Source organism: Streptomyces sp. MGP-BFMKR1 (assembly GCF_057766585.1).
Map to the genome: position 1 here is coordinate 1905271 of NZ_CM173408.1, position 21181 is coordinate 1926451.

Annotated in this window: 20 protein-coding genes; 5 read left to right on the top strand and 15 right to left on the bottom strand. The window is 72.9% G+C overall.

The genetic code is table 11. The features are described 5' to 3' along the window. Window positions 1–41: 41 nt before the first annotated feature. On the bottom strand, window positions 42–2720 hold the full coding sequence (locus tag AC3CHW_RS07040) for a sensor histidine kinase (protein WP_488469927.1): 2679 nt from the start codon (window positions 2718–2720) through the stop codon (window positions 42–44). A 228-nt stretch (window positions 2721–2948) separates the two neighbouring features. Between AC3CHW_RS07040 and AC3CHW_RS07045 the strand changes: the two genes are divergently transcribed. Further along, window positions 2949–3482, top strand: coding sequence for a GNAT family N-acetyltransferase (locus tag AC3CHW_RS07045; RefSeq protein ID WP_187087333.1), 534 nt, complete (start codon window positions 2949–2951; stop codon window positions 3480–3482). 142 nt (window positions 3483–3624) lie between these two features. On the opposite strand, the gene AC3CHW_RS07050 is transcribed toward AC3CHW_RS07045, so the two are convergent. The 8 genes from AC3CHW_RS07050 to AC3CHW_RS07085 form a co-directional block, all read right to left on the bottom strand. Then, window positions 3625–4338: an ABC transporter ATP-binding protein gene (locus AC3CHW_RS07050; protein WP_459248596.1), complete on the bottom strand. Its 714-nt coding sequence runs from the start codon at window positions 4336–4338 to the stop codon at window positions 3625–3627. Window positions 4339–4571: 233 nt separating this feature from the next. After that, the gene (gene kdpC / locus AC3CHW_RS07055) at window positions 4572–5231 is read right to left on the bottom strand and encodes a potassium-transporting ATPase subunit KdpC (RefSeq protein WP_488469928.1); all 660 of its coding nucleotides are present in this window, start codon (window positions 5229–5231) and stop codon (window positions 4572–4574) included. A 5-nt stretch (window positions 5232–5236) separates the two neighbouring features. Further along, a complete protein-coding gene (kdpB, locus tag AC3CHW_RS07060; RefSeq protein ID WP_488470987.1) occupies window positions 5237–7372 on the bottom strand; it encodes a potassium-transporting ATPase subunit KdpB in 2136 nt (711 codons plus the stop codon). A 38-nt stretch (window positions 7373–7410) separates the two neighbouring features. Then, window positions 7411–9096 carry a potassium-transporting ATPase subunit KdpA gene (gene kdpA, locus AC3CHW_RS07065; protein WP_398611860.1) on the bottom strand — a complete coding sequence of 562 codons (1686 nt, stop codon included), beginning with the start codon at window positions 9094–9096 and terminating at the stop codon, window positions 7411–7413. 7 nt (window positions 9097–9103) lie between these two features. Continuing rightward, the gene (gene kdpF, locus AC3CHW_RS07070; RefSeq protein ID WP_037896654.1) at window positions 9104–9193 is read right to left on the bottom strand and encodes a K(+)-transporting ATPase subunit F; all 90 of its coding nucleotides are present in this window, start codon (window positions 9191–9193) and stop codon (window positions 9104–9106) included. A 317-nt stretch (window positions 9194–9510) separates the two neighbouring features. Next, window positions 9511–10296, bottom strand: coding sequence for a DUF3710 domain-containing protein (locus AC3CHW_RS07075; RefSeq protein WP_176164533.1), 786 nt, complete (start codon window positions 10294–10296; stop codon window positions 9511–9513). 1 nt (window position 10297) lies between these two features. After that, window positions 10298–10813, bottom strand: coding sequence for a dUTP diphosphatase (gene dut, locus AC3CHW_RS07080; RefSeq protein ID WP_176164532.1), 516 nt, complete (start codon window positions 10811–10813; stop codon window positions 10298–10300). After that, on the bottom strand, window positions 10810–11394 hold the full coding sequence (locus tag AC3CHW_RS07085) for a PaaI family thioesterase (protein WP_176164531.1): 585 nt from the start codon (window positions 11392–11394) through the stop codon (window positions 10810–10812). The genes dut and AC3CHW_RS07085 overlap by 4 nt, the downstream gene beginning before the upstream one ends. Window positions 11395–11453: 59 nt before the next feature. Between AC3CHW_RS07085 and AC3CHW_RS07090 the strand changes: the two genes are divergently transcribed. Further along, window positions 11454–11900 (top strand): DUF3093 domain-containing protein, encoded by a 447-nt coding sequence (locus tag AC3CHW_RS07090; protein ID WP_176164530.1) that lies wholly within the window; start codon window positions 11454–11456, stop codon window positions 11898–11900. Window positions 11901–11971: 71 nt separating this feature from the next. Here AC3CHW_RS07090 and AC3CHW_RS07095 read toward each other — a convergent pair whose 3' ends face one another. The 4 genes from AC3CHW_RS07095 to AC3CHW_RS07110 form a co-directional block, all read right to left on the bottom strand. Continuing rightward, entirely contained in the window at window positions 11972–12859 is an 888-nt protein-coding gene (locus AC3CHW_RS07095; protein ID WP_488470988.1) for a hypothetical protein, read from the bottom strand. Further along, window positions 12847–13146 carry a DUF4193 domain-containing protein gene (locus AC3CHW_RS07100; RefSeq protein WP_381160275.1) on the bottom strand — a complete coding sequence of 100 codons (300 nt, stop codon included), beginning with the start codon at window positions 13144–13146 and terminating at the stop codon, window positions 12847–12849. The genes AC3CHW_RS07095 and AC3CHW_RS07100 overlap by 13 nt, the downstream gene beginning before the upstream one ends. Before the next feature lie 464 nt (window positions 13147–13610). Beyond that, window positions 13611–14858 carry a sensor histidine kinase gene (locus AC3CHW_RS07105; RefSeq protein ID WP_488469929.1) on the bottom strand — a complete coding sequence of 416 codons (1248 nt, stop codon included), beginning with the start codon at window positions 14856–14858 and terminating at the stop codon, window positions 13611–13613. Window positions 14859–14864: 6 nt separating this feature from the next. Then, window positions 14865–15518: a response regulator transcription factor gene (locus AC3CHW_RS07110; RefSeq protein ID WP_176164527.1), complete on the bottom strand. Its 654-nt coding sequence runs from the start codon at window positions 15516–15518 to the stop codon at window positions 14865–14867. 471 nt (window positions 15519–15989) lie between these two features. Between AC3CHW_RS07110 and AC3CHW_RS07115 the strand changes: the two genes are divergently transcribed. Continuing rightward, window positions 15990–16166, top strand: a complete 177-nt coding sequence (locus AC3CHW_RS07115) for a hypothetical protein (protein WP_398611857.1) — start codon at window positions 15990–15992, stop codon at window positions 16164–16166. A 79-nt stretch (window positions 16167–16245) separates the two neighbouring features. Here AC3CHW_RS07115 and AC3CHW_RS07120 read toward each other — a convergent pair whose 3' ends face one another. Then, complete coding sequence (locus AC3CHW_RS07120; RefSeq protein WP_187060646.1) at window positions 16246–17058, bottom strand: inositol monophosphatase family protein; 813 nt, start codon at window positions 17056–17058, stop codon at window positions 16246–16248. 94 nt (window positions 17059–17152) lie between these two features. After that, window positions 17153–18328: a ferrochelatase gene (locus AC3CHW_RS07125; RefSeq protein WP_488469930.1), complete on the bottom strand. Its 1176-nt coding sequence runs from the start codon at window positions 18326–18328 to the stop codon at window positions 17153–17155. A gap of 139 nt (window positions 18329–18467) precedes the next feature. Here AC3CHW_RS07125 and AC3CHW_RS07130 point away from each other — a divergent pair, with 139 nt between their 5' ends. Both AC3CHW_RS07130 and AC3CHW_RS07135 read left to right on the top strand, forming a co-directional pair. Next, entirely contained in the window at window positions 18468–19772 is a 1305-nt protein-coding gene (locus AC3CHW_RS07130) for an MFS transporter (protein ID WP_488469931.1), read from the top strand. Further along, window positions 19729–21051, top strand: coding sequence for a D-arabinono-1,4-lactone oxidase (locus AC3CHW_RS07135; protein ID WP_488470989.1), 1323 nt, complete (start codon window positions 19729–19731; stop codon window positions 21049–21051). Before AC3CHW_RS07130 ends, AC3CHW_RS07135 begins: the two co-directional genes overlap by 44 nt. Window positions 21052–21181 lie beyond the last annotated feature (130 nt).

The window sequence follows — 21181 nt, forward strand, 5'->3', positions numbered from 1 at the left end:
TGGCCGGGTGCGTACGCGGGTACGCACGGAGCGCGTGCGGGTCATGAGGTGACCTGGGCCGGGAGGTCGGGGACGGCCGGCGGTCGGCCGGCGGCGGTGCTCAGGGTGAGGACCATCGTCATGCCGCCGCCCGGGGTGTCCTCGGCGGTCAGGGTGCCGCCCATCGCCTCGGCGAAGCCGCGCGCGACGGCGAGGCCGAGGCCCACGCCGGCGCCGCGCGGGACGTCGCCGTAGCGCTGGAAGGGCTCGAAGATGCGGTCCTTGGCGCTGTCGGGGACGCCGGGTCCGCGGTCGGCGACGCGCACCTCGACCCGGGTGCCCAGCGCGCTCGCCGCCACCAGGACGGGCTGGCCGGGCGGGCTGTACTTCACGGCGTTCTCGACGATGTTGGCGACGCTGCGCTCCAGGAGCCCCGGGTCGACGGCGACCATCGGCAACTCCTCGGGGACGTCCAGGGTCACGCTGCCCTCGGGGACGCCGCCGAGCGCCATCGGGACCACCTCGTCGAGGTCGATCTCGCGGATCAGCGGGGTGACGGTGCCGGTCTGCAGGCGCGACATGTCGAGCAGGTTGCCCACGAGGTGGTCGAGCCGGTCAGCGCCGTCCTCGATGCCGGCCAGCAGCTCCGCCTCGTCCTCGTCCGACCAGGCGACGTCGTCGGAGCGCAGCGAGGTCACCGCGGCCTTGATGCCGGCGAGCGGGGTGCGCAGGTCGTGGCTGACGGCGGCGAGCAGCGCGGTGCGGATGCGGTTGCCCTCGGCCAGCTCGCGCGCCTGCTCGGCCTCGCCCATCAGGCGCTGCCGGTCCAGGACGACGGCGGCCTGGGCGGCGAACGCGGCGAGCACGCGCCGGTCCTCGGCCGGCAGCACCCGGCCGTTGAGGGCCAGCGCCAGGTGGTCGCCCACGGGCATGTCCACGTCGGCGTCCTCGGGCCGCAGCGGCACGCGGGCGCCGGGGGCGCCGGGGGCCGCGGCGCTCGCGGCCGGCGCGCCCTCCTGGGAGGTGGCCGGGCCTTCCTGGGAGGTGGCCGAGCCCTCTCGGGTGGCGGCCGGCTCGCCGTCGGCGGTGGGCGCGGCCGGGGTGGCGGCGGCGCTGCCCGCGCAGGTCCACGGGGCGGTGTCGGACTCCCGCTCAAGCAGCGCCACCGACTCCATGCCGAAGGTCTCCCGCACCCGCTCCAGCAGGGCCTCCAGGCTGGTCTCCCCGCGCAGCACGCTGCCCGCGAGGTAGGACAGGATCTCGGACTCGGCCCGCAGCCTGGCCGCCTGGTGGGTGCGGCGGGCCGCCAGGTCCACCACGGAGGCCACCGCGACGGCCACCGCGAAGAAGATCACGATGGCGACGAGGTTCTTCGGGTCCTGCACGGTCAGGGTGTGCTTGGGCGGCGTGAAGTAGAAGTTGAGCAGCATCGAACCGACGGCCGCCGAGGCCAGCGCGGGCAGCAGGCCACCGAGCAGCGCGGCCAGCACCGTCAGGAACAGGAACAGCAGCACGTCGTTGGCGAGCCCCGGGCCGTCGTGCAGGGCCGTGAGCAGCAGGGTGAGCAACGCCGGCCCGCCGACCCCGGTCAGCCAGCCCGCCAGGATGCGGGACCGGCCGAGCCGCGCGCCCCGGGCCAGCGGCAGCCCGCGGCCCTTGGCCACCTCGCTGTGGGTGACGATGTGGACGTCGAGGTCCGGCCCCGACTCCCGGGCCACGGTCGCGCCGACACCGGGGCCGAAGACGTACTGCCAGGTCTTGCGGCGGCTGGAGCCGAGCACGATCTGGGTCGCGTTGACGCCGCGCGCGAACTCCAGCAGGGCGCTCGGGACGTCCTCGCCGATCACGTGGTGGAAGGTGCCGCCGAGGTCCTCGACCAGGGTGCGCTGGACGGCCAGTTCCTTGGGCGAGGCGGAGGTCAGCCCGTCGCTGCGGGCGATGTAGACGGCGAGCACCTCGCTGCCCGAGCCCTTGGCCGCCATCCGGGACGCCCGGCGGATCAGCGTGCGACCCTCGGGCCCGCCGGTCAGGCCCACCACGATGCGCTCGCGCGCCTGCCAGGTGGAGCGGATGCGGTGCTCGGAGCGGTACTGCTGGAGGTACTCGTCGACCCGGTCAGCGGTCCACAGCAGCGCCAGCTCGCGCAGCGCGGTCAGGTTGCCGGGGCGGAAGTAGTTGGACAGGGCCGCGTTGACCTTGTCGGGCGCGTAGATGTTGCCGTGCGCCATGCGGCGGCGCAGCGCCTGGGGCGACATGTCGACCAGTTCGATCTGGTCGGCACGGCGTACGACCTCGTCGGGCACCGTCTCCCGTTGCCGCACGCCCGTTATCGACTCCACCACGTCACCCAGCGATTCCAGGTGCTGGATGTTGACGGCGGATATGACGTCGATGCCGGCCCGCAGCAACTCCTCGACGTCCTGCCACCGCTTGGCGTTGCGCGAACCGGGCACGTTGGTGTGCGCGAGTTCGTCGACCAGCGCGACGGCCGGCCGCCTGGCGAGCACGGCGTCCACGTCCATCTCGGTGAACGTGGCGTCCCGGTAGGTGAGCTCACGACGGGGTACCGCCTCCAAGCCGTGCAGCATCACCTCGGTACGCGGCCGACCGTGGTCCTCGACGAAGCCCACCACGAGGTCCGTGCCGCGCTCGACCCGCCGGTGCCCCTCGGAGAGCATCGCGTACGTCTTGCCGACGCCCGGTGCCGCACCGAGGTAGATCCGAAGCTTGCCGCGTGCCATGTCCTCATTGTCTTTCGTGCCGCGCACCGTACGTGCGCTCTGTTGACTCTACGACCAGCGAATCGGACAAACGTCGCGGACATCGCCGCGCGGAACTGTCTTGACACGGCTCTGACGCCGCCCCGCGCCGGGCCCCGCCCGCCCCGCCGTGCGGCGTCGCCCGGGGGCGTCGCCCGCCGGCCCGTAAACCACGCGACGGACCGGCCGCGCCCTGCGAACATCGCCCGTATGGCAGACGTACGTGTGACACACACCTCGGGGCTGGACTCCGCCGCGCTGGCGGCCGTACGGGCCCTGCTCGACGACGCCTTCGACGGCGACTTCGACGACGCCGACTGGGACCACACGGTCGGCGGGATGCACGCCCTCCTGTGGGAGGGCAGCGAGTTGATCGCGCACGGCGCCGTGGTGCAGCGGCGGCTGCTGCACGGCGGTCGGGCGCTGCGCGCCGGCTACGTGGAGGGCGTGGCGGTGCGGGCCGACCGGCGCGGGGTCGGCAAGGGGACGGCCGTGATGGCGGCCCTGGGCCCGGTGTTGCGCGGCGGCTACGAGGTGGGCGCCCTGTCCGCGGCCGACGGCGCCGACGTGTTCTACCAGCGCCTGGGCTGGCAGCGATGGCAGGGCCGCACGTCGGTGCTGGCACCCACCGGCGTGCTGCGCACCGAGGAGGACGACGAGAGCACCTTCGTCCTCCCCCTCGGGGTGCCGCTTGACCTGGCCGGCGAGCTGACCTGCGACTGGCGCGAAGGCGACGTGTGGTGACCGGGCGCCCGTGACCGCTCCCCGGGCCACCGACCGCCGGGCGGGCCCACGTACGGGGGTCGTGGGCCCGCCCGGCCCCGGGGAGCCGAGCGGGCTGGGCGGTCAGGCAGGCAGCCGGTCAGGCAGGCAGCCGGTCAGGCCGTCAGCCGGTCTGGCTGCGGTCCTCGGTGATGTGCCCGTCGCTCAGCTCCAGGACCCGGTCGGCGAGGCCGAGCAGGTTGGCGTCGTGCGTGGCGACCAGGGCGGTGACGCCCTCGCTGCGCACCACCGCGCGCAACAGCTCCATCACCGCGAGCCCGGTCTCCGCGTCCAACTGTCCGGTCGGCTCGTCCGCGATCAACAGCGCCGGCCGGTTGGCCAGCGCGCGGGCGATGGCGACGCGCTGCTGCTGCCCGCCGGACAGCTCGCCGGGCCGCTGCTCCGCGTGGTCGGCCAGGCCCACCAGGGACAGCAGCAGGGCGACCCGCTCCTCCCGCTCGGCCGCCGGCGCCTTGCGCAGCCGCATCGGGACGCCGACGTTCTCGGCGGCGCTCAGGATCGGGATCAGGCCGAAGGACTGGAAGACGAAGCCGATCCGGTCCCGCCGCAACTGGAGCAGACCGTTCTCGCCAAGGCCGACGACATCGGTGTCGTCCACGAGGATCTCGCCCGCGTCAGGGGTGTCGAGCCCGCCGATGAGGTTGAGCAGCGTGGTCTTCCCGGAGCCGGACCGGCCCTTGAGCGCGACGAGTTCGCCGCGCGGCACGTCGAAGGAGACCCCGCGCAGCGCGTGCACGGCGGCCGGGCCGCTGCCGTAGGTCCGCCGCAGGTCCCGCACCCGCACCATGTCCGCCCGCTGTAGCGTCCGCTCGCTCATCGCCTGCCGCTCCCCTCCCGGCCCCCGGCCGGCCGTAACCGATCACGCCGACGCTACGGTACGCGCCTGGTGGCCGGAGTCCAGGCCCCGTGCACCACCCGTCCGCCGCGCGGGGGCCGCCCGTCACGACGGCGCGAGGGCGCCGGGGGCGCGGCGGCGACGGGCGGGGACGTACCCGACCGGTCCCGCCGTCCCGCGTACGCCCGGCCCGCGCCCCGCCCGCTCGCCCCCGGTCAGTCGCCCCGCTCCCCCGCCGCCAGCCGCCGCACGGCCAGGTTCAGCTTCAACACGTTGACGTGCGGCTCGCCCAGGAAGCCGGCCAGGCGGCCGTCGGTGTGCCGCTCGACCAGGCGTTGTACGGCCTGCCGGGACAGGCCGTGCTCCCTGGCCACCCGGCCCACCTGGAGGTCCGCGTAGGCCGGTGAGATGTGCGGGTCGACGCCGGAGGCGGAGGCGGTGAGCGCGTCCACCGGCACGTCGCGCTGCGGGACGCCGTTGAACGTGGCGATCGCGGCGCGGCGGGCGATGACCGAGTCCCTGAGCACCTTGCTGTCGGCGGCGAGGTTGGAGGCGCCGGAGACGGTGAGGGAGTAGCGGGTGTTGTAGACGTTCTCGCCGGCCGCCGACGGGCGGGGCTGGAACCACCTGGGGTCGGGCAGCGGGTTGCCGTCCTTGTCCTTGGTGTCGAGCGTGAAGCTCTGGCCGATCAGTTCGGAGCCGACGACCTTCCCGTTCTCCTTGATCTTCGAGCCGTCGGCCTGGTCGGGGAAGAGGGCCTGGGCGATGCCGGTGACCGCCAGCGGATAGAGCACGCCGCACACCAGGGTCAGCACCAGCAGGGCGCGCAGCCCCGCCGTCGCCAGGCGGGTCATGCCGCGGAGGGATGAGTTCATGAGTGTCACCCGATGCCAGGGATGAGGGAGATGAGCAGGTCGATGAGTTTGATGCCGACGAAGGGGGCAACCAGGCCGCCGAGGCCGTAGACGGCGAGGTTGCGGCGGAGCATCTGGTCGGCGCTCATCGGCCGGTAGCGCACGCCGCGCAGCGACAGCGGCACCAGCGCGATGATGATCAGCGCGTTGAAGATCACCGCCGACAGGATCGCGGACTGCGACGAGGCGAGCCGCATGATGTTGAGGGTGTCCAGGCCCTCGTAGCCGGCGACGCCCGCGAACATCGCGGGGATGATCGCGAAGTACTTGGCGACGTCGTTGGCGATCGAGAAGGTGGTCAGCGCGCCGCGGGTGATCAGCAACTGCTTGCCGATCTCCACGATCTCGATGAGCTTGGTGGGGTTGGAGTCCAGGTCCACCATGTTCCCGGCCTCCTTGGCGGCCGAGGTGCCGGTGTTCATCGCCACGCCCACGTCCGCCTGGGCCAGCGCGGGGGCGTCGTTGGTGCCGTCGCCGGTCATGGCGACCAGTTGGCCGCCGGCCTGCTCCCGCCTGATCAACGCCATCTTGTCCTCGGGCGTGGCCTCGGCGAGGAAGTCGTCCACGCCCGCCTCGTCGGCGATGGCCTTGGCGGTCAGCGGGTTGTCGCCGGTGATCATGACGGTCCTGATGCCCATCCGGCGCAGCTCGTCGAACCGCTCCCGCATGCCCTCCTTGACGACGTCCTTGAGGTAGATGACGCCGAGCACCCGTGGTCCGTCGACGTCGTCGACGGCGACCAGCAGCGGGGTGCCGCCCGCCGCGGAGATGCCGTCCACCTTCTCCCGCGCGTCCGGGGAGACGCTGCCGCCCCGCTCGACCACCCAGCCGGTGATGGCCGCCGCCGCGCCCTTGCGGACCCGGCGGACCGCGCCGTCGTCGCCGGTGAGGTCCACGCCCGACATCCGGGTCTGCGCGGTGAAGGGCACGAACACGGCGTGGCCCAGCTCGCCCTCGTGGCGGGCCCGCAGCCCGTAGCGCTCCTTGGCCAGCACGACGATGGAGCGCCCCTCGGGCGTCTCGTCGGCCAGCGACGAGAGCTGCGCCGCGTCGGCGAGTTCCGTCTCGCGCACGCCGTCCACCGGCACGAATTGGGCCGCCTGCCGGTCGCCCAGTGTGATGGTGCCGGTCTTGTCGAGCAGCAGCGTGGACACGTCGCCCGCGGCCTCGACGGCGCGCCCGGACATGGCGAGCACGTTGCGCTGCACCAGGCGGTCCATGCCCGCGATGCCGATGGCGGACAGCAGCGCCCCGATGGTGGTCGGGATCAGGCACACGAGGAGCGCGGCCAGCACGATCATGTCCTGCCGCGAGCCCGCGTACGTCGCGAACGGCTGCAGGGTGACCACGGCGAGCAGGAAGACGATGGTCAGCGAGGCCAGCAGGATGTTGAGCGCGATCTCGTTCGGCGTCTTCTGCCGGGCGGCGCCCTCCACCAGGTTGATCATCCGGTCGATGAACGTCTCGCCCGGCTTGGTGGTGATCTGGATGACGACGCGGTCGGAGAGCACCTTCGTGCCGCCCGTGACGGCCGACCTGTCGCCGCCGGACTCGCGGATGACCGGGGCCGACTCGCCGGTGATGGCCGACTCGTCGACGGAGGCGACGCCCCAGGTCACGTCCCCGTCGCCGGGGATGACGTCGCCCGCCTCGCAGACCACCAGGTCCCCGACGCGCAGCTCGGTCCCGGGCACCCGCTCCTCGGCGGCGCCGGGGCCGGTGGTGGCCAGGCGGCGGGCGACGGTGTCGGTCTTGGCCTTGCGCAACGTGTCGGCCTGCGCCTTGCCGCGCCCCTCGGCGACGGCCTCGGCCAGGTTGGCGAAGAGCACGGTCAGCCACAGCCAGCCGGCGATGGCCCAGCCGAACCAGTCGCCGGGGTCGGCGACGGCGAGCACGGTGGTGAGGATCGAGCCGATCTCGACGACGAACATGACGGGCGCCTTGACCTGCACCCGCGGGTCGAGCTTGCGCAGCGCCTCGGGCAGCGAGCGCAGCAGTTGGCCCGCGTCGAAGAGGCCGCCGGCGACGCGGCCGGGCTCCGCGTGCTCGCCCGGCGCCGCGGGGCCGCCCGGTGCCGGGCGGGTGGTGGTGGCAGTGGGCATGGCTTCCTCGGGAAGGTCGGTCGTGGTGGGTGTGCGGCTCATGCCAGGCCCTCCGCCAGCGGTCCGAGGGCGAGCGCGGGGAAGAAGGTGAGCCCGGTGATGATCAGGATCGCGCCCACCAGGAGCCCGGCGAACAGCGGTTGCTCGGTGCGCAGGGTGCCCGCCGTCTTCGGTACGGGCTGCTGCTCGGCCAGCGAGCCGGCCAGGGCGAGGACGAAGACCATCGGCAGGAAGCGGCCGAGCAGCATGGCCAGGCCGATCGTGGTGTTGTACCACTGCGTGTTGGCGTTCAGCCCGGCGAAGGCCGAGCCGTTGTTGTTGGCGCCGGAGGTGAAGGCGTACAGGACCTCGGAGAAGCCGTGCGCGCCGCTGCCGTGCACGGAGTTCCCGGCGGTGTTGAGGATCGAGTCCGGCGGTGTGGCCAGGGCCAGCGACGCGGCGGTGAAGCCGAGCACGAGGGTGGGGGTGACCAGGATGTAGCAGGCGGCGAACTTGATCTCGCGGGTGCCGATCTTCTTGCCCAGGTACTCGGGCGTACGGCCGACCATCAGGCCCGCGATGAACACGGCGATGACGGCCATGATCAGCATGCCGTACAGGCCGGAGCCCACGCCGCCGGGGGCGATCTCGCCCAGCATCATGCCGAGCAGGTCGAGGCCGCCGCCGAGGCCGGTGTTGGAGGAGTGGAAGGAGTTGACCGCGCCGGTGGAGGTCAGCGTGGTGGTGGCGGAGAAGAGGGCGGAGCCCGCGACGCCGAACCGGGTCTCCTTGCCCTCCATGGCGCCGCCCGCCTCCTGGAGCGCCGCGCCGCCGTGGTGGAACTCGGTCCACAGCATCAGCGCGGAGAAGCCGAGCCAGATCAGGCCCATCGTGCCGAGGATGGCGTAGCCCTGCCGGGTGCTGCCGACCATGCGGCCGAAGGTGCGGGTCAGCGAGACGGGGATGACCAGGATCAGGAAGATCTCGAAGAGGTTGGACAGGCCGTTGGGGTTCTCGAAGGGGTGCGCGGAGTTGGCGTTGAAGTAGCCGCCGCCGTTGGTTCCGAGCTCCTTGATCACCTCCTGGGAGGCGACCGCTCCGCCGTTCGTCTGCTGGACGCCGCCGTCGAACTGGCCGATCTCGTGGATGCCGGCGAAGTTCTGGATGACGCCGCAGGCGACCAGCACGAGCGCGCCGATGACCGCCATCGGGATCAGCACCCGGACCAGGCCACGCACCAGGTCGGCCCAGAAGTTGCCGAGTTCGCCGGTGCGGGACCTGGCGAAGCCGCGGACCAGCGCGATGGCCACGGCGATACCGACGGCGGCCGAGAGGAAGTTCTGCACCGCGAGCCCGCCGGTCTGTACGACGTGGCCCATCGACTGCTCGCCCGAGTAGGACTGCCAGTTGGTGTTGGCCACGAAGGAGGCGGCGGTGTTGAAGGCCTGGTGCGGCGATATGGAGGTGAAGCCGTACGAGAGCGGCAGGCTGCCCTGGACGCGCTGGAGCAGGTAGAGGAAGAGGACGCCGGCCAGCGAGAAGGCGAGGACCGAGCGCAGGTAGGCGGGCCAGCGCAGTTGCACGGACGGGTTGGCACCGATGCAGCGGTAGATCCACTTCTCCACGCGGAGGTGCCGGGTGGAGCTGTAGACGGCGGCCAGGTAGTCGCCCAGGGGCCGGTGCACCAGGGCCAGCGCCCCGACGAGGGCGGCGAGCTGGAGCACTCCCGCGAGGACAGGACTCATGTCGAGCTCAGAACCTCTCCGGGAAGACGAGGGCGAGGACCAGGTAGCCCAGCAGGGCGACGGCCACGATCAGGCCGACGACGTTCTCGGCGGTCACAGCTTCGTCACCCCCTTGGCGACGAGTGCCACCAACGCGAAGACCGCGATCGTGGTGACGACGAAGGCCAGGTCGGCCATCGTGAGCTCCTAGAGGTTCGTAGAGCCGTTCGGACCCCTAGAGCAAACCCCCCGCAGAGCACGCCGAGTCGTCCGTTGACGGCTCTCATACGGCCACCCGCGCCGCGTTGACGGATTCCCTACGCGCACCGCCACCACCTGCGCAAAAGCGGTGGGCTCCACTCCGCGAAACGGAGTGGAGCCCACCGCTGAAGGTCAGTTTCCGGCCATGACCTGGGCCGCCTCTGGACGCTCGGGCTAGCGGACCTCGGTGATCTCGGGGCCGCGCTGGAGCTGGTCGACCCCGCCCGCGAACCGCGAGCCGGCCGCCTCGTCCTGCTGCACGCCACCCTCGGCGACCATCTGCGCGTCGTCGGGCAGCTTGAGGACGATCGGGTCACGCGGGGCCATCGGCGAGTCGCCGCGCACCACGACGGTGTCGCGGACGATCTGCTCAAGGAGCCCGGCCGCCTCGGGCTGGACCGCGCCCTGGCCCGAGATCACGCCGCGCAGGAACCAGCGCGGCCCGTCCACGCCGACGAACCGCACGAGCTGCACGCCGTTGGTGCCGTCCGGCAGCTGCACCGGGACCTGGGCCCGCAGCTCCCAGCCGAGCGGACCCTCCACCTCGTCGATGACGCCGCCCTGCTGGGTGATGCCGCCGGCGATCTCCTCGCGCACCTCGCGCCAGATGCCCTCGTTCTTGGGGGCGGCGAAGCCCTGCAACTGCACCGCGCTGTCCCGCAGCACGACGGTCGCGGCGACGATCGAGTCCCCGGCGACCTCGACCCGCAGCTCCATGCCCTCGACCCCGGGCACGAACAGCCCGCCGAGGTCCACGCGGCCCTCACCGGGGTTGCTGACCTCGGAGATGTCCCACGGTCCGTCGGGGCGCGGCGCGGGCGGCAGGCTTACCTGCTCCGCCTCCTCGGCCGAGTCGTCGGCCACGTCGTCCGCCGTGTCCTCGGCCAACTCCTCGGCGGCCACGCCCTTGTCGACCTGGTCGACGGCGTCCTCACTGCGCTTGCGTCGACGTCCGAACACGTCACTGTCCTTCCCGGTCGGCACCGACCGAAGAGTATCCATTCCCACCCGATGAGCCGCCCACCGCGGCATGGCCCCCCGTGGACCCGAAGCCCCCCTCGGCGCGCGCCGAGCCGGGAAGCTCCACCACCTCGTGGAAGCGCACCTTCTCCACCTGCTGGACGATGAGCTGGGCGACCCGGTCGAACCGCTCGAACCGCACGCTCTCGCGCGGGTCCAGATTGACCACGATCACCTTGATCTCCCCACGGTACCCGGCATCCACCGTGCCCGGAGCATTCACCAGGGCGACACCACAGCGGGCGGCGAGCCCCGAGCGGGGGTGTACGAAGGCCGCGTACCCGTCCGGGAGCGCGATGGACACCCCGGTGGGCAGCACCGCGCGCTCGCCGGGGGCGAGTTCGGCCGCCTCGGTGGTGACCAGATCCGCCCCGGCGTCGCCGGGATGCCCGTAGGCGGGGAGCGGAACCGACGGGTCCACCCGCCGGATCAGGACGTCTACGGGCTCACGGCTCACGGATTCACCTCGAAGGCACGCGCGACCTTGATCTGGTCCGGGTCGGAGAGGGCCGCGTTGATCTCTTCCGGCCGGCCGTTCTCGATGAAGTGGTCCACCTTCACCTCGATGAACAGGGCGTCCGCGCGGACGGCGACCGGCCCGTCGGGCCCGCCGATCCGACCGGTCGCCGTGGAGTAGATCTTGCGCCCGTGCACCGCCACCACGTGGGCGTCCAGGTACAGCTCGGTGTCGACCGGGACCGGTCGCACGAAGTCGGTCTCGAGGCGCCCGGTCACCGCGATCACCCGCAGCAGCCAGCCGAGCGAGCCCAGCGTCTCGTCCAGGGCCGTGGCCAGCACCCCGCCGTGCGCGAGCCCGGGGGCGCCCTGGTGGGCCCGCTTGACCGTGAACCGCGCGGTGACGCCGACACCATCGCCCGCCCGGATCGCCAGGTGCAGGCCGTGCGGCTGTGCGTCGCCGCAGCCGAAGCACTGGTCGTAGTGCGCGCCGATCAGCTCACCGGGCGCCGGCGCTTCGGGGTGTCGCACCGGCGCCGCGGCCTCGACCGGCGGCGTCAGCGATGTCGTTCGTCCACTCACGGGTGCAGACCTTACCCGCGCTGGTGGGCGGCGGGCTCCGTCGTGCCAAGCTGGAAACCATGCAGCCTTACGAGGAACGCCTGACCGCACCCCGTTTCTGGTGGTTCATCGCCGCCCTGACCGGTGTGGCGGGGGCGCTGATCCTGCTGCCGCTGGGGACCCTGGCCATGCTCGGCGGGCTGATCGGCGCATCGGCCCTGGCCAGCGTCGCGATCAGCGCGTACGGCTCGGTCCGCATCCGGGTGGTGGCGGGTGCGCTGGTCGCCGGGGACGCGAAGATCCCGGTGGAGGCGCTGGGCGAGGCCCAGGTCCTCGACCCGGCGGAGGCCGTCGCCTGGCGCGGCCCCAAGGCCGACCCGCGGGCGTTCATGCTGCTGCGCAGCTACATCCCCACCGCGCTGCGGATCGAGGTCACCGACCCGGCCGACCCGACGCCGTACCTGTACCTGTCCACGCGCCACCCGAAGAAGCTGGCCGCGGCCATCGCCGCGGTACGCACGAGCTAGCCCCTGGCAGGGGCGGTGCGGGTGGGCGCCGAGGCCGTGGCGGGTGCGGCGGCCGTGGCGGGGGCGGCGGCTCAGTCGCGGGGGCGGCGGCGGCCGAGGCGGCGCCGCCTCGTCTTGGGAGGCGCCGGAAGCTGTGCCGCCGGTCGGGGTGGGGTGGGGGTCTGAGCGGGTCCGGCGGGCGACAGCTCGCCCGCGGCCTGTGCGGCCCGCTCCGGGGGCGGGAGCTGGTCCCAGGGGATCTGGCGGGCCCGCAGGTCCTTGCGGACCTTCTCGGCGAGCCGCTTGGTCTCGCGCCGGTTCATCATCGCCCCGACGGCCGCGCCGATCATGAACGGCGCGAGGTTGGGCAGGTTGCGGAAGGTGCGCTTGACGATGCGCTGCCGCAGCTCGCGCTTGACGGGCCCGGACAGGGCCGCGTTGAAGCTGGCGGGCTTGACGACGTCGATGCCCCGCTCCTGGGTCCACGCCGTGAGGTAGGCGGCGCTGCGCTGGGACAGGGTGCCGGGCGCGCGCACGCCGTAGACCTCGTGCAGCTCGGCGATGAGCTTGAACTCGATGGTCGCCACGCCGACGATCTCGGTGGCGAGCTCGGCGGGCATGGCGGGCGGAACGGGCAGCATGGCCGCGGCGCCCACGCCCGCGCCCACGGTCGAGGTGGCGCCCGCGGCGCCCGCGACGAGCTTGTCCGCGATCTCCTCGGGGCCGAGCCCCGGGAACTGCGCCCGCAGCGTCGCGAGGTCCCGCACCGGAACACGGGGGGCACTCGCGATGATCCGGTCGGCGACGGCGGTCACGCCCGCCCGTACGCCGCGACCGGTCCGCCTGAGTCCGGTGCCGGCGGCCTTCGTGCCTCGACCGACGGCGTCCGCGAGCGAGGCCGCACGGCCCCGCTCGACGTTCGCGTCATCCCGCTGGGAAACGTCCCGCACCGTAAGGGAGCCGAACCTCAGGCCGCGCAGTCGCGGCAGACCGGCTGGCCGTTCTTCTCGGCGGCCAGCTGGCTCCGGTGGTGCACGAGGAAGCAGCTCATGCAGGTGAACTCGTCCGCCTGGCGCGGCAGCACGCGCACCGACAGCTCCTCGTTCGAGAGGTCGGCACCGGGCAGCTCAAGGCCCTCCGCCTGCTCGAATTCGTCCACGTCTACGGTGGACGCGGACTTGTCGTTCCGCCGTGCCTTCAGCTCCTCAATGCTGTCCTCGTTGACGTCGTCATCGGTCTTACGTGGGGTGTCGTAGTCCGTTGCCATGTCGCTCTCCCCCTCTGGGTATCTGCGGTGTCTCCAGCGCACGTAACGCGTGAGAGGCCGGACTTGTGCCCGACCTGAGGCGGAGATTTTGCCTCACATCAAGGTCTGTTACTCAATCGACACCCAACCGGCCCCCTGAAGAGGTGATCGGCTTGGATGGCGGTCGGACGGTACACGATGCGCGGGGGGTCCTTCACACGCGCCCTCACCGGTACTTCCCGTGATCGGCGCCCCCGGAAACCCGGATTTTCCCGGCTTTGCACCACTCTCCGCGGCTACGGAGAGTACGTGGCCGAAAATTCGTCCGTGTGATCGAAAACACATGGCGATGAATCTCGCCCCGTCGGGATAATTCCGCTAAAAGCGAACAAATTCCCAGGCTCCCGTGCGCCCCCTGGGGAGCGCCCCCACCGCCCGCCGGGGTGACGCGTCACACGCCGCACCCAGCCCGCGGCCCCGCGCGGTCACACCGGGAAGGAGACCTGGATCACCAGTCCACCCCCCTCGCGCGGCACGGCCGTGATCCGCCCGCCGTGCGCCCGCACCACCGACCGCACGATCGACAGGCCGAGCCCGACGCCCTTGTCGCTGCCGGTCCGCTCCGTCCGCAGCCGGCGGAACGGCTCGAAGATGTTGTCCACCTCGTAGGCGGGAACCACCGGGCCCGTGTTCGAGACCACCAGCATCGCCTCCGCCCGCTCCAGCACGGTGTCCACCCGCACCCAGCCGTCGGGGGCGTTGTAGCGCACCGCGTTCTGCACCAGGTTCAGCGCGACCCGCTCCAGCAGCACGCCGTTGCCCTGGAGGACCGCGGGCTGCCGCTCGCCGCGCAGCTCCACCCCCTTGGCCTGGGCCTCCGTACGCGCCTGGTCGACCGCCTGGGTGGCGACCTCCGCCAGGTCCACCGGCTTGCGGTCCACGATCTCGTTGTCGCTGCGGGCGAGCAGCAGCAGCCCCTCCACCAGTTGCTCGCTGCGCTCGTTGGTGGCCAGCAGCGTCTTGCCGAGCTGGGTGAGCTCCGGCGAGGCGTCCGGGTCCGAGAGCTGCACCTCGAGGAGGGTGCGGTTGATCGCGAGGGGGGTGCGCAGCTCGTGCGAGGCGTTGGCGACGAAGCGCTGCTGGGCCGTGAAGGCCCGGCCGAGCCGCTCCAGCATCTCGTCGAAGGTGTCCGAGAGCTCCTTGAGCTCGTCGTCCGGGCCGCCCAGCTCGATGCGCCGGGACAGGTCCGAGCCGGCCACCTGGCGGGCGGTGCGCGTGATCCGGCCCAGCGGCGACAGGACGCGCCCGGCCATCGCGTACCCGAAGGCGAAGGCGACCACGGTCAGCCCGAGCAGGGCCAGCAGCGACCTGCGCAGCAGGCCGTCCAGCGCCATCTCGCGCTGCCCCTGCATGCACTGCGCCACGGCGTGGTTGAACTGCGCGCTGTTGCCGCGGTCGGGCAGGTCGCAGACGTCGCTGGTGGCCCGGTAGTCGGCGTTGATGATCTGGAACGGCAGCTCGTTGCCCTTGTGCAGGGCGTCGGCGGCCAGCAGGTAGATGATCGACAGCAGCAGGATGCCGGCCATCAGGAACATGCCGCCGTACAGCAGCGTCAGCCGTATCCGGATGGTCGGGCGCAGCCAGGGCAGCGGGCGGCCCAGCTCTGAGGGGGACCAGTGGGGCTTGGGGGGCGCGGTGGGCAGCGGCGGGGTGGGCGGAGGGGTCGCGGCCATGCCCGGTCAGATCCGGTATCCGGAGCCGGGCACGGTCACGATCACGGCGGGCTCGCCCAGTTTGCGGCGGAGCGTCATCACGGTCACCCGGACGACGTTGGTGAACGGGTCGGTGTTCTCGTCCCACGCCTTCTCCAGGAGCTGCTCCGCCGAGACCACGGCGCCCTCGCTGCGCAGCAGCACCTCGAGGACCGCGAACTCCTTCGGCGCGAGCTGGATCTCCTGGCCGTCGCGGAAGACCTCGCGGCGGTTGGGGTCCAGCTTGATCCCGGCCCGCTCCAGGACCGGCGGCAGCGCCACGGTCGTCCGGCGGCCCAGCGCCCGCACCCGGGCGATCAGCTCGCTGAACGCGAAGGGCTTGGGGAGGTAGTCGTCCGCCCCGATCTCCAGGCCCTCCACCCGGTCGCTGACGTCGCCGGAGGCGGTGAGCATCAGGACCCGGGTGGGCAGGCCGAGGTCGACGAGCTTGCGGCACACCTCGTCGCCGTGCACCAGGGGCAGGTCGCGGTCGAGTACCACCACGTCGTAGTCGTTGACGGCGATCCGCTCCAGTGCGGCGGCGCCGTCGTAGACGACGTCGACGGCCATGGCCTCGCGACGCAGCCCGGTGGCCACCGCGTCCGCGAGAAGCTGCTCGTCCTCGACGACGAGTACACGCACGGTGCTGTCCTTTCCCTACGCCCCGATGGGGCGGCTGGCCCGCTGGGGCCGACTGAATGTGCTCGGCGTTCGCCGCCTGCTGGCCCGACGTTCGCCGCGCGCTCGCCCCACGGACATCTGCCGGTGGGCGGCGCACCACGCAAACGCCCGGTGAGCGTCTCCATCCTGCCCCCAAGCCCGATAAACCGGCGGTAAGGGACGACCTGGCGGGGGCCCGGAAGAGGCCCTTCGGGCCGGAGCAAGCGCCGAGGATTTCTTTGGAAGGGCGAGGTTTCTCGGCGTGGAGGGCTGGGGAAGACGACTGCACACCCCGCGATCACGCCCTGACTGTGGCACTCGACTGCGTTTGTCGTTTTCACAGCGTTCGCCGCTTTCAGGGACGGCGTACGTGATCGTTCTCCCGCCAGCGAGCGGGGACCTCCAGGGCACAGCCCGTGCCACCGAGCCGACCCACCGACGAGGGGGCGCACCATGGACGCGTTCACCGCAGGACTTCTGCAGCGCATAGAGGCCACCGAAACCGACCTGACCCACGCCCGCGAGACGGGCGATGACTTCCTGGTCGAGGTGGAGCAGGCGGAACTGGACGATCTCCGCCGACTGGCCGCCGAGCACGGCGTCCAGGTCACCGCCACCGCCACCGCCTGACCCGACCCGACGCCCCGGTACCCGCCCGGTACCGGGGCGTCGTGGTGTCCGGACGCGGGGCGCGGCGCCCTCCGGGCGGCTAGTCGTGCCAGGCGCCCAGGGCCTCCAGGCGGCTCTGGAGGGGGCCGAAGAAGCCCGGCGTTGCGGCTACGGCCAGGTCCGGGGAGAGCGGCTCGCCCGGGCGGCCACCCGTGTGCGCGCCGGCCTCCCGGGCGATGAGGTCGCCCGCCGCGTAGTCCCAGGCGTTGAGCCCGCGCTCGTAGTAGCCGTCGAGCCGGCCGCAGGCCACGTCGCACAGGTCGATGGCGGCCGAGCCGCCCCGGCGGATGTCCCGCACCTGCGGCAGCAGCGCCCGCACGACCTCGGCCTGGGCCACCTTGCGCTCGGTGAGGTAGCTGAAGCCCGTGCCGACCAGCGACTGCTCGAAGGGGGGCGCCGGGCGGACCCGTATCGGCCGGTCGCCGAGGTGGGCGCCGGCGCCGGCCACGGCGCGGAAGGTCTCGCCGCGCATCGGCACCTCCACGACGCCGACGAGGGTCTGCCCGTGCGCCTCGGCGGCGATGCTGACGGACCACGAGGGCAGCCCGTAGAGGTAGTTCACCGTGCCGTCGATCGGGTCGATCACCCAGCGCACGCCGCTGGTGCCCGCCCGGCTCGCGCCCTCCTCGCCGAGCAGCCCGTCGTCCGGGCGCCGCTCGCCGACGAAGTCGGTGATCAGCCGCTCGGCCGCGATGTCCATCTCGGTGACGACGTCGATGGGGCTGGTCTTGGTGGCGGCCACGCCCAGGTCGGCGGGGCGGCCGTCGCGCAGCAGCGCGCCCGCGCGGCGGGCCGCCTCCAGGGCGACGGTCAGGAGTTCGGCCTTGAGCTGGCCGGTCGGCTGGTCGTTCACGGTGCTCCTCGCGCTGGGCTGACAACGATGTTCCTCGATGGTGGCCGCGCCGCTGGCGCCGCGGCCGGCGCGGCCGGACTCGGGTGCCGGCCGGTCACTCGGCTCCGGCGGCGGCCGGCCGTGGGGTGCGCGCCGGGCAGCAGCCCACCGGGCAGACGTCGTGGCTGGGCCCGAGCGCGCCCAGCGCGCACCGCTCGGGCGGGGCCGAGCCCGGCGTGGGCGCCGCGGCGAACCGCTCGGTGGCGGCCCGCTCCAGGACCAGGTCCCGCACCGCGGCGGCGAACCGCGGGTCGGCCCCGACCGTCGCCGCCCGGGTCACCGGCAGGCCCAGCTCGGCGGCCTTGGCCCGGGCCTCGGTGTCCAGGTCGTACTTGACCTCCATGTGGTCCGAGACGAAGCCGATCGGGACCATCACGGCCCCGGACACCCCGGCGCCGTGCAACTCCTCCAGGTGGTCGCAGATGTCCGGTTCGAGCCAGGGGATGTGCGGGGCGCCGCTGCGCGACTGGTAGACCAGCCGCCACGGGTACTCGACGCCGGTCCGCTCGCGCACCGCGTCCACGATCACCCGGGCCACGTCCCGGTGCTGGGCCACGTACGCGCCGCCCTCCCCGCCCTCGGTGTGCACCGGGACCGGGCCGGAGGTGTCGGCCGCGGCCGTGGGGATGGAGTGGGTGGTGAACGCCAGGTGCGCCTCGGCGCGGGCCGCCGCGGGCAGCTCGGCCAGCGCCGCGAGGGTCGCGTCCACCATCGGCTCGACGAACCCCGGGTGGTTGAAGTAGTGCCGGATCTTGTCGACGCGCGGCGGCTCAAGGCCCTCGTCGGCGAGGGTGGCGAGCGCGTCGGCGAGGTTCTCGCGGTACTGCCGGCAGCCCGAGTAGGACGCGTACGCGCTGGTGGCCAGCGTGAGGACCCGGCGGTGCCCGTCGCGGACCATCTCGCGCAGGGTGTCGGTGAGGTACGGCGCCCAGTTGCGGTTGCCCCAGTACACGGGCAGGTCCAGGCCGTTCTGGGCGAAGTCCTCGCGCAGCGCCCGCAGCAGCTCCCGGTTCTGTTCGTTGATCGGGCTGACCCCGCCGAACAGGAAGTAGTGCTGGCCGACCTCCTTCAGCCGTTCGCGGGGGATGCCCCGGCCGCGCGTCACGTTCTCCAGGAAGGGCACCACGTCGTCCGGGCCTTCGGGGCCGCCGAAGGACAACAGGAGCAGCGCGTCGTACGGGGCGGCGGAGGTGGTCGGAGCGGGGGGTGCGGCAGGGGGCTCGGCAGACATGTGATCGATCCTGCCACCCGGGTCTGACGGCCGGGAAATACCCCTGCGTCGCGTCGCCGCGCGCCGTAAGCTGTATGGGCTCAAGACATCCCTTACCGGCAGGTCCCCCAGCGGCCCCTCGATCGGCGGAGTGCGTCCCGTGCCCAACCCGTATCGCGAGATCTTCGCCGTCCCCGGCGCTGCGGGCTTCTCCGCCGCGGGGTTCCTCGGCCGCATGCCGGTGGCGATGATGAGCATCGGCGTGGTGACGATGATCTCGGAGATCACCGGTCGGTACGGGCTGGCCGGGGCGCTCGCCGCCACGCTGGCGCTGTCGGGCGCGGTGATCGGCCCGCAGGTCTCCCGGCTCGTGGACCTCCACGGCCAGCGCCGCGTGCTGCGGCCGGCCGTGCTCATCGCGCTCACCGCGATCGCCGGCCTGCTGCTGAGCGCCGAGCGCGGCTGGCCGGACTGGCTGATGTTCGTGTGCGCGGCCTGCGGCGGCTGCGTGCCCTCGCTCGGCTCCATGATCAGGTCCCGCTGGGCGAACATCTACCGCGGCGAGCCGCGCCGGCTGCACACCGCGTACTCCTTCGAGTCCGTCGTGGACGAGCTGTGCTTCATCCTCGGACCCATCATCGCCATCGGCCTGTCCACCACGTGGTTCCCGGAGGCCGGGCCGCTGGTGGCCGCGTGCTTCCTGGCCAGCGGCGTGTTCTGGCTCACCGCGCAGCGGGCCACCGAGCCGACGCCGCAGCCGCGCGGCGACGACCACTCCAGGCGGTCGGCGCTGCGCTCCCCCGCGCTGCGCATCCTGGTGACCACCGGCGTGTTCAGCGGGGTGATCTTCAGCTCGGTCGACGTGGTCACGGTGGCCTTCGCCGAGGAGCAGGGCCACAAGTCGGCGGCGAGTCTGGTCCTGGCGACCTACGCGGCGGGCTCGTGCCTGGCCGGCGCCGTCTTCGGGCTGATGCACCTCACGGGACCGCCGGCGCGCCGCTGGCTGCTCGGCGTGTGCGCGATGGCCGCGAGCGTGCTGCCGCTGCCGTTCGTGGGGGGCCTGGGCTGGCTCACCGGGGTGCTGTTCATCGCGGGCCTTGCCATCGCGCCGACGGGCGTGACCATCATGTCCCTCATCCAGCACCACGTGCCCCGCGCCAGGCTGACCGAGGGCATGACCTGGGCCAGCACGGGGATCGCGACGGGCATCGCGCTCGGCGCGTTCGTCTCGGGGCGGGTGGTGGACAGGGCGGGGGCCGAGGTGGCGTACGCGGTGCCGGGGATCGCCGGGGTGGCCGCGGTGGCCCTCGCCTTCCTGGGCTATCGCCATGTCGTACCGGCACAGCGGGCGGAGACCATACCGCCGGCACAGGGAGGGACTGATGCGGATGGCCAGGACGGCGGCGAACGGCGCGAGAACGATGGTCGCGAGGAGGACGGGCGGCACTCCCAGCCCGTGGCGTAACTGGGCCGGCAACGTGACGGCCCGGCCGGCCCGGGTCGTCACGCCGGCCAGCACGGCGGAGGTCGTCGACGCGGTGCGGTCGGCGGTCGACGCGGGGCTGCCGGTCAAGGCCGTCGGTACAGGGCACTCGTTCACCGCGACGGCCGCCACCGACGGGTTGCTCATCCGCCCGGAGCGGCTGACCGGGGTGCACGCCCTGGACACGACGGCCGGCACCGTCACCGTCGCCGCCGGCACCTCGCTCAAACGGCTGAACGCGACGCTGGCCGCGCACGGCCTGTCGCTGGCCAACATGGGCGACATCATGGAGCAGACGGCCGCCGGCGCCACCAGCACCGGCACGCATGGCACCGGCCGCGCCTCCGCCTCGCTCTCGGCCCAGCTCACCGCCCTGGAGTTGGTGACGGCCGACGGCGAGGTGCTGCACTGCTCGGCCACCGAGAACCCGGACGTCTTCGCCAGCGCCCGCGTCGGGCTCGGGGCACTCGGCGTCGTGACGGCCCTCACCTTCGCGGTGGAGCCCGAGTTCCTGCTGACCGCCCGCGAGGAACCGATGACGTTCGACCAGGTCACCGAGGACTTCGAGCAGTTGGTGACCGAGAACGAGCACTTCGAGTTCTACTGGTTCCCGCACACCGGGAACTGCCTGACCAAGCGCAACAACCGCAGCGCGGGCCCCCTCGCCCCGGCCGGCCGGATCAGCGCCTGGGTGGAGGACGAACTGCTCTCCAACGGCCTCTTCCAGGCGGCGTGCGCCGTGGGCCGCGCGGTTCCGGCGACCATCCCGGGCATCGCCCAGGTCTCCAGCCGCGCGCTGTCCGCCCGCACCTACACGGACATCCCGTACAAGGTGTTCACCAGCCCGCGCCGGGTCCGGTTCGTCGAGTGCGAGTACGCGCTGCCGCGCGCGGCGGCCATCGAGGCGCTGCGCGAGCTGCGGGCGATGGTCGAGCGCACGGGGGCGCGGGTCAGCTTCCCGGTGGAGGTGCGCACCGCGCCCGCCGACGACATCCCGCTGTCCACCGCGTCCGGGCGCGACACGGCCTACCTGGCGGTGCACATGTACCGCGGCACCCCGCACGAGGCGTACTTCAGCGCGGCGGAGCGCATCATGACGGCGCACGACGGCCGGCCACACTGGGGCAAGCTGCACAGTCGGGACGCGGAGTACCTGGCCGGCGTGTATCCGCGGTTCGCCGAGTTCACCGCGATCCGCGACCGACTCGACCCCCACCGCACGTTCGGCAACGCGTACCTGCGCCGGGTGCTCGGCGACTGAGCCGGCCCCGACAGCGGCCCGCCCCGGAGCCGCGAAGCCCCGCCCGGCCCGCGCGGGCCGGCGCCGTCGCTCGTGCTCCGGGCGGCATGCGTACGCGGTCGGCGCCGAGGTTCGGCGCCGACCGCGTGGT